The sequence below is a fragment of the Romboutsia sp. D33t1_170424_H2 genome (genome assembly GCF_015669105.1).
GTDB lineage: Bacteria > Bacillota > Clostridia > Peptostreptococcales > Peptostreptococcaceae > Romboutsia_C > Romboutsia_C hominis.
Map to the genome: position 1 here is coordinate 40,252 of NZ_JADOZQ010000003.1, position 16,309 is coordinate 56,560.

At 28.3% G+C, this 16,309-nt stretch carries 13 protein-coding genes and 1 riboswitch; of the genes, 3 read left to right on the forward strand and 10 right to left on the reverse strand.

Annotated features, from left to right (window positions below):
* Positions 1 to 84: 84 nt before the first annotated feature.
* A complete protein-coding gene (gene brnQ, locus I4U66_RS04950) occupies positions 85 to 1,374 on the forward strand; it encodes a branched-chain amino acid transport system II carrier protein (protein ID WP_092922927.1) in 1,290 nt (429 codons plus the stop codon).
* Between the two features lie 76 nt (positions 1,375 to 1,450).
* On the opposite strand, the gene I4U66_RS04955 is transcribed toward brnQ, so the two are convergent.
* The 8 genes from I4U66_RS04955 to I4U66_RS04990 all read right to left on the reverse strand — a co-directional run bounded on the left by I4U66_RS04955 (position 1,451) and on the right by I4U66_RS04990 (position 11,313).
* Positions 1,451 to 2,818 carry a cation:dicarboxylate symporter family transporter gene (locus I4U66_RS04955; RefSeq protein ID WP_092922924.1) on the reverse strand — a complete coding sequence of 456 codons (1,368 nt, stop codon included), beginning with the start codon at positions 2,816 to 2,818 and terminating at the stop codon, positions 1,451 to 1,453.
* A 128-nt stretch (positions 2,819 to 2,946) separates the two neighbouring features.
* The gene (locus tag I4U66_RS04960) at positions 2,947 to 3,282 is read right to left on the reverse strand and encodes a winged helix-turn-helix transcriptional regulator (protein WP_092922921.1); all 336 of its coding nucleotides are present in this window, start codon (positions 3,280 to 3,282) and stop codon (positions 2,947 to 2,949) included.
* A gap of 137 nt (positions 3,283 to 3,419) precedes the next feature.
* The gene (gene rpsD, locus I4U66_RS04965) at positions 3,420 to 4,013 is read right to left on the reverse strand and encodes a 30S ribosomal protein S4 (protein WP_092922918.1); all 594 of its coding nucleotides are present in this window, start codon (positions 4,011 to 4,013) and stop codon (positions 3,420 to 3,422) included.
* 690 nt (positions 4,014 to 4,703) lie between these two features.
* Entirely contained in the window at positions 4,704 to 5,207 is a 504-nt protein-coding gene (gene nrdG / locus I4U66_RS04970; protein WP_092922915.1) for an anaerobic ribonucleoside-triphosphate reductase activating protein, read from the reverse strand.
* 16 nt (positions 5,208 to 5,223) lie between these two features.
* Entirely contained in the window at positions 5,224 to 7,353 is a 2,130-nt protein-coding gene (gene nrdD / locus I4U66_RS04975; RefSeq protein ID WP_092922912.1) for an anaerobic ribonucleoside-triphosphate reductase, read from the reverse strand.
* 418 nt (positions 7,354 to 7,771) lie between these two features.
* On the reverse strand, positions 7,772 to 8,152 hold the full coding sequence (locus tag I4U66_RS04980; protein WP_195928552.1) for a hypothetical protein: 381 nt from the start codon (positions 8,150 to 8,152) through the stop codon (positions 7,772 to 7,774).
* Between the two features lie 206 nt (positions 8,153 to 8,358).
* Positions 8,359 to 8,571 carry a hypothetical protein gene (locus I4U66_RS04985; RefSeq protein ID WP_195928553.1) on the reverse strand — a complete coding sequence of 71 codons (213 nt, stop codon included), beginning with the start codon at positions 8,569 to 8,571 and terminating at the stop codon, positions 8,359 to 8,361.
* Positions 8,572 to 8,745: 174 nt separating this feature from the next.
* A complete protein-coding gene (locus I4U66_RS04990) occupies positions 8,746 to 11,313 on the reverse strand; it encodes a cell wall-binding repeat-containing protein (protein WP_195928554.1) in 2,568 nt (855 codons plus the stop codon).
* Between the two features lie 190 nt (positions 11,314 to 11,503).
* A riboswitch (Lysine riboswitch) is annotated at positions 11,504 to 11,674 on the forward strand.
* Positions 11,675 to 11,950: 276 nt separating this feature from the next.
* Between I4U66_RS04990 and I4U66_RS04995 the strand changes: the two genes are divergently transcribed.
* Complete coding sequence (locus tag I4U66_RS04995; protein WP_195928555.1) at positions 11,951 to 13,417, forward strand: amino acid permease; 1,467 nt, start codon at positions 11,951 to 11,953, stop codon at positions 13,415 to 13,417.
* Positions 13,418 to 13,461: 44 nt separating this feature from the next.
* Here I4U66_RS04995 and I4U66_RS05000 read toward each other — a convergent pair whose 3' ends face one another.
* On the reverse strand, positions 13,462 to 14,370 hold the full coding sequence (locus I4U66_RS05000) for a LysR family transcriptional regulator (protein WP_166504815.1): 909 nt from the start codon (positions 14,368 to 14,370) through the stop codon (positions 13,462 to 13,464).
* A 221-nt stretch (positions 14,371 to 14,591) separates the two neighbouring features.
* Between I4U66_RS05000 and I4U66_RS05005 the strand changes: the two genes are divergently transcribed.
* On the forward strand, positions 14,592 to 15,413 hold the full coding sequence (locus I4U66_RS05005; RefSeq protein WP_166504814.1) for a nitroreductase family protein: 822 nt from the start codon (positions 14,592 to 14,594) through the stop codon (positions 15,411 to 15,413).
* A gap of 192 nt (positions 15,414 to 15,605) precedes the next feature.
* Here the strand turns inward: I4U66_RS05005 and I4U66_RS05010 are convergent, their stop codons facing one another.
* The gene (locus tag I4U66_RS05010; RefSeq protein WP_195928556.1) at positions 15,606 to 16,289 is read right to left on the reverse strand and encodes a DNA alkylation repair protein; all 684 of its coding nucleotides are present in this window, start codon (positions 16,287 to 16,289) and stop codon (positions 15,606 to 15,608) included.
* Between the last annotated feature and the right edge of the window lie 20 nt (positions 16,290 to 16,309).

Sequence of the window (16,309 nt, forward strand, 5' to 3'; positions counted from 1 at the left end):
TTTATTTATCCTAGGCAAAATAAAAGTCACATGGTACATACTATGTGGCTTTTTTATATATAAAATAAAAAAAGAGGTGTTATTATGAAAAAAAATATTGATATTATTGTTATTGGTTTCGCACTATTTTCAATGTTCTTTGGAGCAGGTAATTTGATTTTCCCACCATACATAGGTGTTACCTCTGGTAGCAATTGGCTAATGAGTTTCTTAGGGTTTATAATTGCAGATGTTGGTATAATACTACTTTCTATCAATGCAATAGCAAAGGCTGGTTCATTCCAAGATGTTATTGGAAAAGCTGGCAAAAGATTTGGGCTTACTTTAGAAGTAATAATGATGTTGTGCTTAGGTCCAATATTAGTAGTGCCTAGAACTGGTGCAACTACATTTGAAATGAGTATACTTCCTCTAAATAACTCATTTAATCCAATAATATTTTCAATTTTATTCTTTACACTAGTGTTTATATTAACTATAAAACCAAGTAAGGTTATGGATATTATAGGTAAATTTTTAACGCCTATACTTTTAGCAGCGTTAGCGATCTTAATAATCAAGGGGATATTATCTCCTATTGGTGAGTTAAATACTAATATTTCTTCTGATAATCTATTTATGAGAGGTGTAACTCAAGGTTATCAAACTATGGATGCCCTTGGATTAGGTGGTATAACTGCACTTGTTATGTCATCTTTCTTAAGTAAAGGTTACAGAAATAAGAAAGAAAATATAAGCCTTACGATAAAAGCATCTTTAATTGCAGGTATTGGGCTTACACTAGTTTATGGTGGACTAGCATATCTTGGAGCTACAGTTTCTACGGTGTATGATGCTAGCATTTCTCAGACAGAATTACTAGTTAATATAACAAATCTTTTATTAGGAAATACTGGTACTATATTATTAAGTATAGTTGTTGCATTTGCTTGCTTAACAACTTCCATAGGATTAACTTCTGTTACAGCTAAGTATTTCGAAGATGTAACTAATAGAAAACTAAAATATGAATACATAGTAACCTTTATATGTGTATTTAGTGCCATATTTTCTAATTTAGGCGTAGATAAAATAATAGCTATTGCTGCTCCTATACTAACAGTGTTATATCCTGTTTCAATAGTTTTAGTTCTAATGAGCTTGTTTGGAAAAATATTTAAGAGAGATTCTGCTTTTAAGGGTGCTGCTTATGCAACATTATTAACAAGCTTGCTTACAGTACTTAGTAATCTAGGTATAAATATCCCTTTTATTAACAATCTTCCATTTGCTAATATAGGATTTAACTGGGTTATTCCTGCACTAATTGGAGCTTTTTTAGGCAAACTAATAATTAAAGAAAATAGTATATGTATAAATTCAAAGATTTCTTAATAAAAATATTCATATAAAAAACTAATAAAAACCTTCAAATAATTAATAGTTGTTTGAAGGTTTTTTATAGATTTTATTAACTTATTTTATCTTTTTCAATTTTATCTAATGAACTAGCAACTGCTATTGCTGAAGCCATAGTTCCATTAACATTAAGCATTGTACGTCCCATATCTAATATTGGATCTATAGCAAGTATTCCACCTAATAGCGGGAAATATGCTCCCATACCCATACCTGATATAACTACTGAAACTGACATTGTTGCAGTACCTGGTATCCCAGCTATTCCTAACGAACTTATAGTTATTACTATAAGTAACATGATATAAAAACTAAAGTTCATAGGAGTACCAGACATATTAGCTACAGTAATTGCCATTAATGCTGGATAGATTCCTGCACAACCGTTCATTCCCATATTAGAACCTAAACTTCCTACAAAACTTGCTATACCTTGATCTACTTTAACATTATCTGTAAGTGTTTCTATTGTTACAGGCAATGTTCCTAAACTTGATCTAGATGTAAATGCTAATATAAGTGGTTTAGATACATTTTTTAAGTATTTTATAGGATTTACCCCACTTAAAGTTATTATTACTAAATGTACAATAAACATTATTGCTACACTTACATAAAGAGCTATTATAAAGTCCATAACATCTAATATTGATGTTACACCTCTATCTATTATCGTAGTAGCCATTAAAGCAACTACTGCATAAGGCATTAGTTTTATTACTGTTATAGAAACACTTATTATTATTTTATAAAATGCTTCTACTAAATCTACAAATGGTTTTATTATTTCTGAATACTTTTTATTAAGTCTCTTTACTGCTATACCTAAAAATCCTGCAAATATTACTACTGCAACTACATTAGCTTGTGCCATTGCATTTACTGGATTTGATGGTAATAAACCTCTTATAGTATCGACTATTGGTGTAACCTCTCTTATTTCTCCACTTTTTACTATCGCTTCGTGTCCTACTCCTAAGTTAAATAAATTTCCAACTACTATACCTATTATTGCTGCTATCGCTGTTGTTCCTAATAACATTACAATAGTCTTTCCTGTTAATTTACCTAGGTTTTCACCTTGCTTTAAGTTCATTATTACTCTTACTATTGAAACAAACACAAGTGGAACTACTAACATTTTTAATAAATCCATAAAACCATATCCAAATAGCCCATACCATTTAGATACTTCTGTTAACCAAGTTACCTTAGTAGGATCTTCTGGGAATCCTGCTATAGCATGGACTAATACTCCTAGTCCAATCCCTAATACTATTGATAAAATCATTAATTTATTAAATTTTATCTTTTTACTTAATTTATTTATTACAAAAAACATTCCTATTAAAATTGCTATTGATATTAAAGTCATATAATTCGTGACCATAAGAAATTCTGAAAAAAACGTATAATTCATGTATTGCCTCCTTCCGATTATTTTTATATAAAGTAAATGAGCTCATACCTGTTTTTTATAATATAACAAGTATGAGCTCTTGTATCAACTGGTAACTTTTTTGTAACCAGATTAATATCTATATAAAATTAACAATCACATTTAATATGTTTGTTACTCCAAAGTATCATAGTTTCCATTATTGGAAGTAACGAAACACCACATTCACTTAAATAGTATGTTGATTGGATATTATTTTTTAATTCTTTTTTGTCATTAATTACTATTCCATTTTCGATTAAAAATTCTAATTGTTGAATTAACATCTTCTTGCTACATCCTTCTATGCACCTTTGTAATTCTCCAAATCTTTTTTTATCATTACCAATTTCCCATATTATTTCACATACCCATTTTTTTCCGAGTATGTTTGATATGAATTTTAGTGGACAATTATTTTGCTTGATATTGTTCAAACTATACATTAACGACCTCCTTTTAATTATTTTATATAGATTAGCTTATAATATAACTATCATTTTGTCCATTTTTATCTTTATAAAATACTTAAAATAAAAAAATTACCATAAACCCTAAGATTTATGGTAATTTTATATTTAGATTATTTTGAGTAGTACTCAACAACTAAAATATCGTCAATTTCTATTGGTACTTCATTTCTTTCAGGCTTTCTAGTAAGAACACCTGAAAAGTTCTCTATATCCTTAGTTAAGTAAGGATATTGGCTAGTAGCATTTTGTTGAAAACTATCTTTAAACATTGTATTTTTTTGAGATTTTTCTCTTAAAGATATAACATCTCCTACTGACACTCCATAAGAAGGTATATCTACTTTTTTCCCATTAACTAGTATATGTCCATGAACTACCATTTGGCGAGCTTGTCTTGTAGAGCTTGCTAACCCTAATCTATATACTAAGTTGTCTAATCTACATTCTAACATTTGTACTAATGCTGTACCTGTAGAGTCTTTAGATTTCATCGCTTTTTTTACATAGTTAGAAAATTGCTTTTCTAACACACCATAGTAAGCCTTTAATCTTTGCTTTTCTAATAACTGTACTCCATATGGTGAAAGCTTTTTGTCCGCTCTAGACGTTCCTTTTGTAGCTCTATCCATTGCTTTTGGATGCCCACATACATTTAACCCTAGTCTTCTACATTGTTTAAATCTAGGTCCCATCATTCTTGCCATAATTATCATCTCCTATAAAATCAGAAATTTGCCGCGATAATTTTAAGCCTATTTTTAATATATCATAATTTTTATTTTTTGTAAATGAATTTCATTATCATTTTTTAAAATAAAAACCACGATATGAATCGTGGTCTTTATATAGAAGTTGTGTAGTTATATTAGTAAATTAAGAGTATAATTAGCATAACATTTATAATGTAATTTATCATATAGGGGAATATTATACTTTCTGTATTAAATCTAACAACGTGCTGAAGATCATCGGATTTAAAAAATTTATGTAAGCTATGATATAATTTACACTTTTATGTTCACTTGCTAGTAAATTACTCATTAATTCTCTATTTATTTAAAGTATATCATAATTAATCATTTTTGTAAATGATAATAATTATTAATTTCATTTTTTGAAACTAAACGTTAAAGTATTCTATGAAATTACTTCTTCTAGCATAATAATTTTTTATTTTGTAAAAAATTCGCTTCGCTTAAGCCACTGCGTGGGCGCTACACTTCATGTCACCAACGACTTTGTCCGTTCCTCAAATGTCACGTTTTACATTTTCAATCCTATTGACATATTTTACTTTCATGAGTTGTTAACATTTTTGTGCTTAATATAATTTACTTACATGTAAAAAATGCATCAAGATAAAATTTATATTTATCTTGATGCATTCTACATACTTAACCTAGCTCATAAAATACTATTTTATTACTTAATAATGTCTTTTTTACGTCTATAACTCTTTGATTTGATGAACCTCTTAACATTAGGCTTAGATTTCTATTGTTTTCTTCAAACTTACCATCTATTAATACATCTATATATTTTAATACTTTCTTTTGACTTTCATCAAAATTTTCTAGTGTATATCCACTCCATAGGTATATCATTTTATTTGGGTAATGTTTCTTAAATTCTTTGCATAAATTAAATACACCTTCTACATTTTGAGGGCATAATGGCTCTCCTCCTAATATAGATAAGTCTCTATCTATATTATTTTTATTTATATTATCAATAATATATTGTAAATCTTCTTGTGTAAATTCTTGACCTCCGTTAAAATCCCATGTTTCTCCATTGAAACATCCTTTACAGTGGTGGGGACATCCTTGTGTCCAAAAAGACATTGTTACTCCAAGTCCATTAGCTATGTCATTGTCTTTTATTTTGGCAAATCTCATATTATCACTCCAAATTCTATAAGTGAAGTACTCTCTCACCTATCTCTTGAGTACGTCCTTTACCCCACATATTTGCCCCAATGTATCCACAAGTTCTTCTCATAACTTGCATTTCATCTTTATCTCTGTTTCCGCAATTTGGACAATACCATTCTAAATCATTATCAAGTTTTATTTCACCTGTGTATCCACACTTATAGCATATATCTGGCTTAGTATTTATTTCTGCATATTGTATATTGTGATAGATGTAATTTATTATTTGTTCTACTGCTTGTAGGTTTTTGCTCATATCTGGTACTTCTACATAACTTATACATCCACCTAAGCTTATATCGTGGAATTGACTTTCAAACTTTAATTTTTCAAAAGCATCTATTTCTTCAGTTACGTGAACATGATATGAGTTTGTATAATACATTCTATCAGTTACATTTTTAATTTCTCCGAATTTTTGCTTATCTATTCTACAGAATCTTGAAGTTAAACTTTCTCCAGGAGTTCCGTATAATCCAAATCCAAGACCAGTTTCTTCCTTCCAACTTTGGCAAGCATCATTTAAATGGTGCATAACTTTTAATGCAAATGCTTCTCCTTCTTTAGTTGTGTGACTTACACCAAGCATTGCTTGAGTCATTTCATATACTCCAACATATCCTAATGAAAGAGTTGAATATCCACCCTCTAAAAGGGCATCTATCTTCTCTCCTTTTTTAAGTCTAGCTATTCCTCCATGTTGCCAATGTATTGGAGATACATCTGATCTTACTCCTTTTAATAAATCGTGTCTAACTATTAAAGCTTCTTTACAAAGTTCTAATCTTTCATCTAATATCTCCCAGAATTTATCCATATCTTTATTTGCAGTTAATGCAACTTGTACTAAGTTTAATGATATTACACCTTGATTGAATCTTCCATACCACTTATAATTTCCATTTTCATCTTTCCATGGAGATAAGTGACTTCTACATCCCATAGGTGGGAAAGTATTTCCTTCATAATTCTTTCTCATTATTTTAGCACTTTGATAATCTGGAACTAATCTTTTCGTATTACATTTAGCTGCTAGCCTTGTAATATAGTCATACTTACCACCTTCTAGGCAGTTATGTTCATCTAATAAATAAACTAGTTTAGGGAATTCTTCTCCTACTTCTTGTCCTTTGTAGTTTTTCATTCCCTCTAATCTTTGCGCTATCATTTCTTCGCAAATTAAAGCCATTTCCCTTTCATATTCATGACCTTCTTCAATTTCTAAATATATAGTTGAAAATGGCGATTGTCCATTACTTGTATATAATGTTGATAATTGATATCTTATAGTTTGTATACCTGCCTTTAGCTCTTCTAACATTCTTTCTTCAGCTAATTCTTTGGCCATTTCTTCCGAGTACTTTTCCTTGTATTTATTGAAATATTTATCATATGATACTCTTAAAAATGGTGCTATATGCTTTATAGTTATAGAGTTTCCACCATATTGACCACTTGCTATTTGAGCTATTATTTGCGTTGTAACTGTGCAAGCTGTTGTAAATGATTTTGGTGATTCTACTAATTTATTACTTATTACTGTACCATTATTTAACATATCCTCTAAATTTATAAGCATACAGTTATGAATCGGTTGAATTGCATAATCCATATCGTGATAGTGAAGTACACCTTCATCATGGGCATGCGCTATATGTGCTGGTATTAATTTTCTTCTTGCTATATCTTTTGAAACTTCTCCAGCTATTAAGTCTCTTTGAGTAGACGCTAATAATCCATTTTTATTTGAATTTTCATTTATAACATCTTCATTACTATTGTCTAGTAATCCTAATATACTTTCGTCAGTTGTATTCACTTCTCTTTTAAATGACTGTACAGCTCTATATCCTTCATAAGCTTTTGCAGTCAATTCATGTTTATAATCTATTAACTTCTTATATACTATATCTTCTATTTGATATACTGTCGGCGAAGGCGATTTTTCATAACAATTTTCTTCTATTTCATTAGCTATTTTTTTAGCTATTTCTTCTTCATATATACCACTACCATATTTCATAGCTTTTAATATTGCATTTTCGATTTTCATTTTATCAAACTCTGCAACTCTTCCATCTCTTTTTATTATATTTAATTTTCTGGTCATAAAACTCTCCTTTTGCCTAATATTTCCTAATTTATTTGTCAAGTCTTACTCGATAAAAAAACAATAACTTTTTTAGCAAAAAGTATTGACTTTTTTGTTTTTTAGCACTTTACTTAACTTTGTATAAGCACTATATGTAGTAACACAACCTCTATTTTATACCATATATAGTGTATATTCAAGCTATTTATATTCACTTTTCTTATACCCCTTGATACCACCTAATTCTAGCTTAAATTTTATATTTTTCAGTAAATTTCCTTAATTTTTATATACTTTTTTCATAATTTTATAACATGTTTATGTAAATATTTGGATAAATATAAAATTAGTTATAGATAATATTTACCCAATTTTTTATACAAATAAAATTTATTTTATACTAAAAAGACACTTATATTAATTAATACAAGTGTCTTTATATTCTATACCCTAAAAATAAACAAGAATCATGATTAGAAATACTATCCCATACATTAAACAAATTGTCATACAAATACTTATAAGAATAGACTTTATATAATTTAGAATAAGCTAAAACTATCCCCCATTGATAAGTTCTATATACATTATTTCTATGTATATATGGTTTAATCTTCTCTTTATTATAATATATGTATTCTTTCTTTAATGACGTTTTAATTTCTTTTAAAACTTTCATAGCCTCCTTTTGCCTTCCCTGTGATATGAGCTTCATACCTTCACTAGACCTTGAAATATAATAATCTATATTCTCAATCATCTCTTCTTCTGAAACTAACCTTTTGTCAAATTCTAAAACAATACTTTGGTTAAACATATGAACTCACCTCTTTATTAATATACTTTTACAAATTTAAACAAATTCCTTTAATTAATCCACTTTTTTATATCTTTGTATTTATTATTTAAATATATTAAAAAACACTAACTTTAATAAGTTAGTGTTTTAGTAAATAATCTAAATAGATACTTATATAAACATATAATACTTAAATTATATACCTTTATAAATACCTATTTAATTTATTTATTTATTTTTCTTTCTTCCCTTTTTTCTTCAAACTTTTCATTTTCTAATTTTTTCATAGCTTTTTGTTGAGCTTTAGCTTCTTTTTGCGCTTCTTTGTAGTTTCTTTCGTTGTTAACTTCTAATTCTCTTTTATCACATTCTTCAGATTTTCTTTCTATCTTTTTAGCTTCTCTTTTTTCTAATATTATTTCTTTTTCCAACTTCATTTTAATATCTCCTAACTACATTCTTTAAATTCTTCAAGTTCTTTTTGCTTAGATAAAACTTTCTACCTATTATATTAATTTTATTCCCATATTTTTGCATATAAAACAGATAAGTTAGATTTTAAACAAAAAAATACTAACTTTATTTGTTAGTATTTTTTATAAATGGTTTAGTTATTTGTTTAATATATCAATTATTTGACTAAATGAATTTTCATTTCCATTTCCACCAACTTGAGTTGCTTCATTTGTTTCTTTAGATGATAAAATTTCTTTTTGCTTCCAATTTAAATTGCTTCCGACTATTACAATTGGAGAGTTTTTCTTAGCTGCTAATACTCCCGCTGATAGGGCATCAATTAAATCATCTTGCTTATTCATACCATCTTTTGCTATAAGTATGTTTTCTAGATTTTTTTCTTTATAAAAGTTCTCCAAAATTAAAGCATTGGTTTCATTTCTATCATTTCCACCTATTCTTTTATAATTAGGTAATTTAGTTATTATATCATTAGGTATAGTGCTTTGTCCACCTATAACATAAGATGTTTGTATATTATTTTTTTTAATAAACTTATCAACTTCATCAAAATTTTCATTTTGTGATGTTAATATTATAGGCATATTCTTATTGGCTGCGACAGGTGCTATACTAACTGCATCTGCTAACCCTTTAACTCCATTTACAACAGCTATATTTGATATGTTGCCTAATCTTTTAGCTATTTCTAATGATGTGTCATATCTATCTCTTCCACTTATTCTATTTACCTTAAATCCATCGTATTCAAGTTCATTTACTATATTATTTGATACTGAACTTGTGCCTCCAATAATATATACATTTTTAGCTTTTAGTCTCTTTATCTCTTGTTCAATATTATAATATAAGCTATCATTTGGTGTTAGAAGTATTGGTGCATTTATAGATTTTGCAAATGGTGTGGCTGAAAGAGCATCTGCTATAGAACTAGAGTTTACTAATACTACATTATCAGAAGTATCCCAACCTTTTTGACTTATCATTATAGATGTTTCATATCTAGTTTCTCCTACCATTTTACTTATAACTACTTGAGGATTATTTGGGCTTACTTTCATTATACCAACAGCTTTTAAGGCATTTTCTACTGTTTCCTTTTCACTTACTGTTTTAGCTTTTAATAATAATACTTCTCCTAAATGATTAAAATCTGATTGAGAATATAATCCTTCTGTAAGTGCATCATAGAAAAGTTGACCCATTTTTTCTTCTCCGATACCTTTAACGTTAATACCATATTGTGTGCCACCTTCAGATATTAGATAAGCTAATTTGTTTATTATACCACTATTTTCATGTACATAATCATTATCACAGCTATCATTATGTACATGAGATCTTCTACATATTTCCATATTATCTACATTATCTATATCTGGGTTTTTCATACTTCTCAAGTATCCATATTTTGAGAAATCTTCTCCTATAGTCCAATTTTTACTTGGTTTATAAGTATGTTCTATTAAAGTCCCAAAAATATCTCCATATGCTTCATTTATAGCACCAGATTGAGATACATAATTTAAATTAGCAGTATGTCTTACTACTGAATGAGTATATTCATGTCCAATTACATCTAATGAGCCTGCGGAATCATAAGTTGTTGAGTTTTCATTTCCAAAAACTAGTATATCAACTCCATTTACTAAACTAGAAAATGCATTTCCTGGTTCATTTACATTTACAAGTAATTCTGGCTTACTTCCATTCCCATCTAATCCATCTCTATTAAATTTATTTAAATAAAAATCATAAGCTTTTACTATATGATAGTTTGCATCTACAAACTTTCCATCACTCTTTTCTAGTGTTGTACTAAAATATTTTATATCATTATCCATTCCATAGGGAATTTTATTTTGGTAATAATATTGATAAAAATATTGACCTTTTATATCTAAAGTTTTTATAGGTTTTGGTCCTCTACTTAAATCTATAAAATAATACCCATCTTTAAATCCGGCTTCACCTTGTCTATGTATTACTTGTATTTCTCTTTCATCTCCAAATACACCTTTTGCTTTAATTTTTTCTGATTTTATTATATTATTTGTGTTTTCATATTGATTTATTATATCTCCGCTATTAGCATCTATAAATACAGTTTTGTTATAAATTGTTTTTCCTATTATATCTACATCTACTTTGTATGCAAGTTTATATTCTTCTTTGCTTTTATATAAATATAACTCTACTTTTTCACTTTTATTTAACTCATTTTTTAGTTCAAGTTTTTCCTTCGCTATCTTAAGCGCATCATCTTTAGTTAAAGTCGGATTATAGTTAAATCCTTTTAATGTCTTTGATGTTGGCTCTATATATCCTGAAATTGATTTTATATTTCCGTCATAATCTACGCATCCTACTAAATCTGAACCATAGATAGGTATATTATTTATATACTGTTGAAGTCTTACTATAACCTGAGAATCATTTTTATCATCTTCTTTTGATTTGACTTTGAAAGTAGAAGTTTTTTCTACATTGCTTAAATAATTAATTAGGATTTGTTGAGGTGATATACCTTCTTTTTTCTCTTCCTTTATATTACCACTTACTACAAATGGTTCCGATTTTTCTATAGCTTTTTTTAATTCTTGTTTTTGCATATCCTCACTTGCAAAACTCAAACTAGTTAGATTTATAGTTATTAAACATAGTGTTGTTATGCTTGCTATGCTCTTTTTTAATAATGTCACTTGCTTTCCCCCTCAATTTTCTTTATTTAATGCTTTTGCTCCTTGTTATATTTTTACTAACTATGTTAACTCTATTTTAACACTTGCAATTATTGTTAGTAAACTTATTATTTATTGTTTTTGTACAAAATCTAATCTTTTCTATTGACTTATTTTTTGTTTTGGTTATAATTTAAAACAACAAGTAGATAACTGAGATAGAGGCGCGAAATTTAAGAGTAGTATTATGGAGGTAAGCTCAATGAAATAATACAAAAGGAAATTTCGCCGAAGTAAATAGTTAATGGCTTTGATACTATTTACTGGGCTTATGTAAAATATGCATAAGACTGTCACATTTTTGTGGAGAGCTATTTTCAATGAAAACGTACGGTACGTTGTATTTTTTGTATATAATTTACGTATTTTTGTCATGGGTATAGTCTCATGGCTTTTTTTGTATACAAAAACCTTATGTAAACCTAAAATTACTGATAACTTATATAAGGTATATCAATAACTCAATAATATAAAAATATATCTGAGTAACCGTCGAAGTCGTTAGCGACATAAACTAAGCGCATTTTTATTGTTAGATAAATTTTATTATCTTAGTTACTTACTTATGGAAAATTTACACCATAAGGAGGATAATCAAATGAGTGAACAAAATCAAGAATTAAAAAGAGGATTAAAAGCAAGACATCTAAACATGATAGCACTAGGTGGTTCTATTGGAACAGGTATATTTCTTGCAATGGGAGATACTATCTATCAAGCAGGACCTGGTGGTGCATTAGTTGCATATGGTTTAGTAGGCATTATGGTTTATTTTTTAATAACAAGTTTAGGTGAAATGGCTACTTTTATGCCAATCTCTGGATCTTTTAGTTCCTATGCTACTAAATTTATTGACCCAGCACTTGGGTTTGCACTTGGATGGAATTACTGGTACAACTGGGCTATAACAATAGCTGCCGAAATGGTTGCAGGTTCTTTAGTTATGAAATTTTGGTTCCCAAACATACCAGGAGTTTACTGGAGTTTATTATTTTTAATAATAATTGTCGGATTAAACTTCCTATCATCAAAAGCCTACGGTGAGTCTGAATATTGGTTTGCTGGTGTTAAAGTTGTTACTGTAATTATATTTTTAATAATAGGTGTATTAATGATAGTTGGTATAATTGGTTCTGATGAAATAGGATTTCATAATTATTTTATAAAAGATGGACCTTTCCATGGTGGAATAAAATCAATCTTTGCCATTTTTCTAGTTGCAGGATTTTCATTTCAGGGAACCGAACTTATAGGAGTTGCTGCTGGAGAAAGTGAAAATCCAGAAAAAACTATTCCTAGGGCTATAAAATCCATATTTTGGAGAATATTAATATTTTATTTAGGAACGATAATAGTTTTAGGTGCTATAATACCTTTTACACAGGCTGGTGTTTCTGAAAGTCCATTTACTATGGTATTTGAGAAAGCAGGTATAGCTGGAGCTGCTTCTCTTATGAATGCAGTAATATTAACATCTGTATTATCTGCTGGAAATTCTGGTATGTATGCATCAAGCAGAATGCTTCACTCTATGGCTAAGGATGGACTTGCTCCAAAGCTATTTGCTAAGACTAATAAAAGAGGTGTTCCTGTAAATGCTTTAATATTAACTACTATAGTTGCATCTTTTTGTTTCTTAACAGGTGTATTTGCCGAAAGTACTGTTTATGTTTGGTTAGTTTCTGCATCTGGCCTTGCTGGATTTATAGCATGGGTTGGAATAGCAATATGCCATTATAGATTTAGAAAAGCATATACTCATCAAGGTAATAATTTAAAAGATTTAAAATTTACTGCTAAATGGTATCCTTTTGGACCTATACTAGCATTAATAATGTGTATAGTTATAATAATAGGTCAAGGTTATTCTTGTATTAAACCAGATGGCATTGACTGGAGTGGTTTAATAGCTTCTTATATAGGTATACCTCTATTTTTAAGTTTATATATAGGTTATAAAATTAAGCACAAGACTAAACTTATCCCTCTTCACAAGGTTGATTTAACTTATGGAGAAGATAAAAATTTAGATAATATAGAAAAAAAGATCCTTGAATTAAATTAATAAACATAAAAAATGTAACTCCTTTAACTTAGGAGTTACATTTTTTATGATGAAGTTATATAATTTCTATCAACATATTCTAATATATAATCTCTAAATAACTTTGCTATTGGAGGTATATATGAATTTTTTAAATAACTCATATATATTATTCTTTCCTTAATAGTTTCTTTAATATTTATTTTAGATAGTGTATTTGTATTGATAGTTGGTGAATCAGGAACTACTGAAATCCCTGCTCCAGCAGATACTAATCCTTCTATTACACTTCCTATATTAGCTCCTTTTGGCTGAATTGATATTTTAGGGGTATACCCTAAAGCATCAGTACAAGAAAGAATCCTATCTTTACTACCTTCACAAAATGCTATAAAAGATTCATTTTCTAATTCCTTTAAAGATACCTCTCCTCTACCGGCTAATTTATGATTCTTTGGTACTATTAATATATACTCTTGCTTTTTTATTGGTATAGATTCTATATTAATATCCCAAATAGGTTCTGTATGATTATCATAGAAACCAATATCAATTTTTCCTTTTTTTAAATCTTCTATTATTTCAGTTACAGACTGTTGGTTAAATTGAAACTTTACATTAGGGTTATCATTTAAGAAATCGCTTATTATAAAATTCATAAAATAAGCTCCTACTCTAGATGTAGAGGAAATAGAAACTGTCCCTGTAGTATCACTAACCATTTCATCTAATTCCTTTATCCCTTTTTCAATCTCTACCAATGCTCTCTCTGCATGAACTAAAAATAATTTCCCAAACCTAGTTAGTTTGACATTTCTGCCACTCTTTTCAAATAAAGGGACTTTTAGTTCTCCTTCCAACTTTGCTATTGATTTACTTAATGCTGGTTGAGTAACTAATAATAACTTTGAAGCTTTAGTAAAATTTTCGGTTTCAGCGACTGTTTTGAAATACTCTAGTTGTTGTAGGTTCATTTTCTACTCCTTTTTATAATTTATCAAATCTATAACTAAAAGTTATATGTTTATGAATATTTTAAATTAGACATAGTGGTTATAACAGTGCTATAATCACTATTATCCTTAATAAATATATTTGTATTTTCTTATGAATTTTACTTATTAGTATACCAAAATAATTAAGACATATAAATTAAAATTGAAAGATATTATATAAATTAAAGGGAGTGTTTTTTATGATGAAAGTAGATAAGGATCTTTGTATAGGATGTTCTCTATGTGTTAAAGATTGCATGGTTAAAGATATTGAACTTATAGATAAAAAGGCTCATATTAAAAATGTAGCCTGTTTTAAATGTGGTCACTGTATTGCAATATGCCCTAAAAATGCAGTATCAACTGATGATTATAACATGAATGAAGTTAAAGATTATAATAAAGAGGATTTCTCTATTGATGCAGATAATTTACTAAACTTTATCAAGTTTAGAAGAAGTGTAAGACACTTTAAAAATCAGGATGTAGAAATAGAAAAACTTTCTAAAATCATAGAAGCAGGGAGATTTACTCAAACAGCAAGAAATGCACAAGATGTATCTTATATTGTAGTTAAAGATGGCATAGAAACTTTAAAAGAAATGTCTTTAGAAAGATTAAGTGATATGGGTAAATATATGCTTGCTAACTTAACACCTGAAACAATGAATTTAAAGCTATATGCCCAGATGTGGGTAAAAATGTATGAAGAATTTAAAGCAAATCCTACTGGTAGGGATAGTCTATTCTTCAATGCTCCTGCTGTAATACTTGTAGTTTCTGATAATCCTGTAGATGCTAGTTTAGCTTCCTCTAATATGGAACTTATGACTAATGCTCTAGGCCTTGGAACTTTCTTTAGTGGATTCTTTACAAGATCTGCTGAAGGAAATAAAAAAATTATGGACTTCTTAGGACTGAACGAAAATCAAAAAATTGTAACTTGCATGGTTATCGGATATCCAGATGTAAAATATCAAAGAACAACTCCAAGAAAAGAAGCACAAATATCTTGGAAGTAATCTAAATAAAAAATTCGCTTCGCTCATGTCGCCAACGACTACGTCCGTTGCTCAAAATATATTTTTCTACATTTTCAAACTTGTTGATATATCTTATATCCATAATTTATCAACAGTTTTGTTCTTAATATAAAATCCTTGTATGTAAAAAAATAGAAATGGGCTATGTTAAGGTAAATTAGCCCATTTTTACTATCTCTTCATTGATTTTATTAAGACTTTCCTTTCTTTGTCAATCTTTAAAGATTCACATATTTTCTGGAGAGATTTATTGTAAGTAAAATCATCAAGATTATTATTATTTAAATATTCTAGTGTTATATCTTCGAACTTAACATAACACATTGATACTGCCCAGGCCACAGCCATTTTTACATAGTATCCATCATGATTTACTTTATCTAATTCTTTAAGCACTTTTCTAATATATTCTTCATCAATGTAGTAATTAAGTATCATTACTACTGCGAATCTTACTTCATATTCCTTTTCTGATGATAAATATTTTTTTAGAAATTCCCATACTATTTCTTTATTTTTATTAGTTATTTTAAGCCCACTACAAAAACTATCACATACAGACCAGTTATTTATTTTAGGAATAAAGTTTTTTATATATACTAATATTTCTTCTATATTACTATCCTTAACATATCCTATTACCATCCCCTGTAGCATAACCTCTTCAAAATATGTGTTATTGGCACTTTTTAGATATTCTCTCCAATCTTTTTTAGCTATGCTCTTTGCTATTTTTCTTAAATACAAAAGTCTAACACCTAGTATATTATCAATTCCTGGTATTAACCTTGAAGAAAATTCTCTATACTTTTCTTCTGATAATTTCAAAAGTTCTTCTCTAATTTTTTCGTTCATATATCCCTTCTCCATATAAT

Bases quoted from the DNA above. Each gene is read 5' to 3' on its own strand.
- I4U66_RS05005 (WP_166504814.1), top strand. From the start codon at position 14,592: ATGATGAAAGTAGATAAGGATCTTTGTATAGGATGTTCTCTATGTGTT.
- I4U66_RS05000 (WP_166504815.1), bottom strand. From the start codon at position 14,370: ATGAACCTACAACAACTAGAGTATTTCAAAACAGTCGCTGAAACCGAA.
- nrdG (WP_092922915.1), bottom strand. From the start codon at position 5,207: ATGAGATTTGCCAAAATAAAAGACAATGACATAGCTAATGGACTTGGA.
- I4U66_RS04955 (WP_092922924.1), bottom strand. From the start codon at position 2,818: ATGAATTATACGTTTTTTTCAGAATTTCTTATGGTCACGAATTATATG.
- I4U66_RS04995 (WP_195928555.1), top strand. From the start codon at position 11,951: ATGAGTGAACAAAATCAAGAATTAAAAAGAGGATTAAAAGCAAGACAT.
- I4U66_RS05010 (WP_195928556.1), bottom strand. From the start codon at position 16,289: ATGAACGAAAAAATTAGAGAAGAACTTTTGAAATTATCAGAAGAAAAG.
- rpsD (WP_092922918.1), bottom strand. From the start codon at position 4,013: ATGGCAAGAATGATGGGACCTAGATTTAAACAATGTAGAAGACTAGGG.
- nrdD (WP_092922912.1), bottom strand. From the start codon at position 7,353: ATGACCAGAAAATTAAATATAATAAAAAGAGATGGAAGAGTTGCAGAG.
- I4U66_RS04960 (WP_092922921.1), bottom strand. From the start codon at position 3,282: ATGTATAGTTTGAACAATATCAAGCAAAATAATTGTCCACTAAAATTC.
- I4U66_RS04980 (WP_195928552.1), bottom strand. From the start codon at position 8,152: ATGTTTAACCAAAGTATTGTTTTAGAATTTGACAAAAGGTTAGTTTCA.
- I4U66_RS04985 (WP_195928553.1), bottom strand. From the start codon at position 8,571: ATGAAGTTGGAAAAAGAAATAATATTAGAAAAAAGAGAAGCTAAAAAG.
- brnQ (WP_092922927.1), top strand. From the start codon at position 85: ATGAAAAAAAATATTGATATTATTGTTATTGGTTTCGCACTATTTTCA.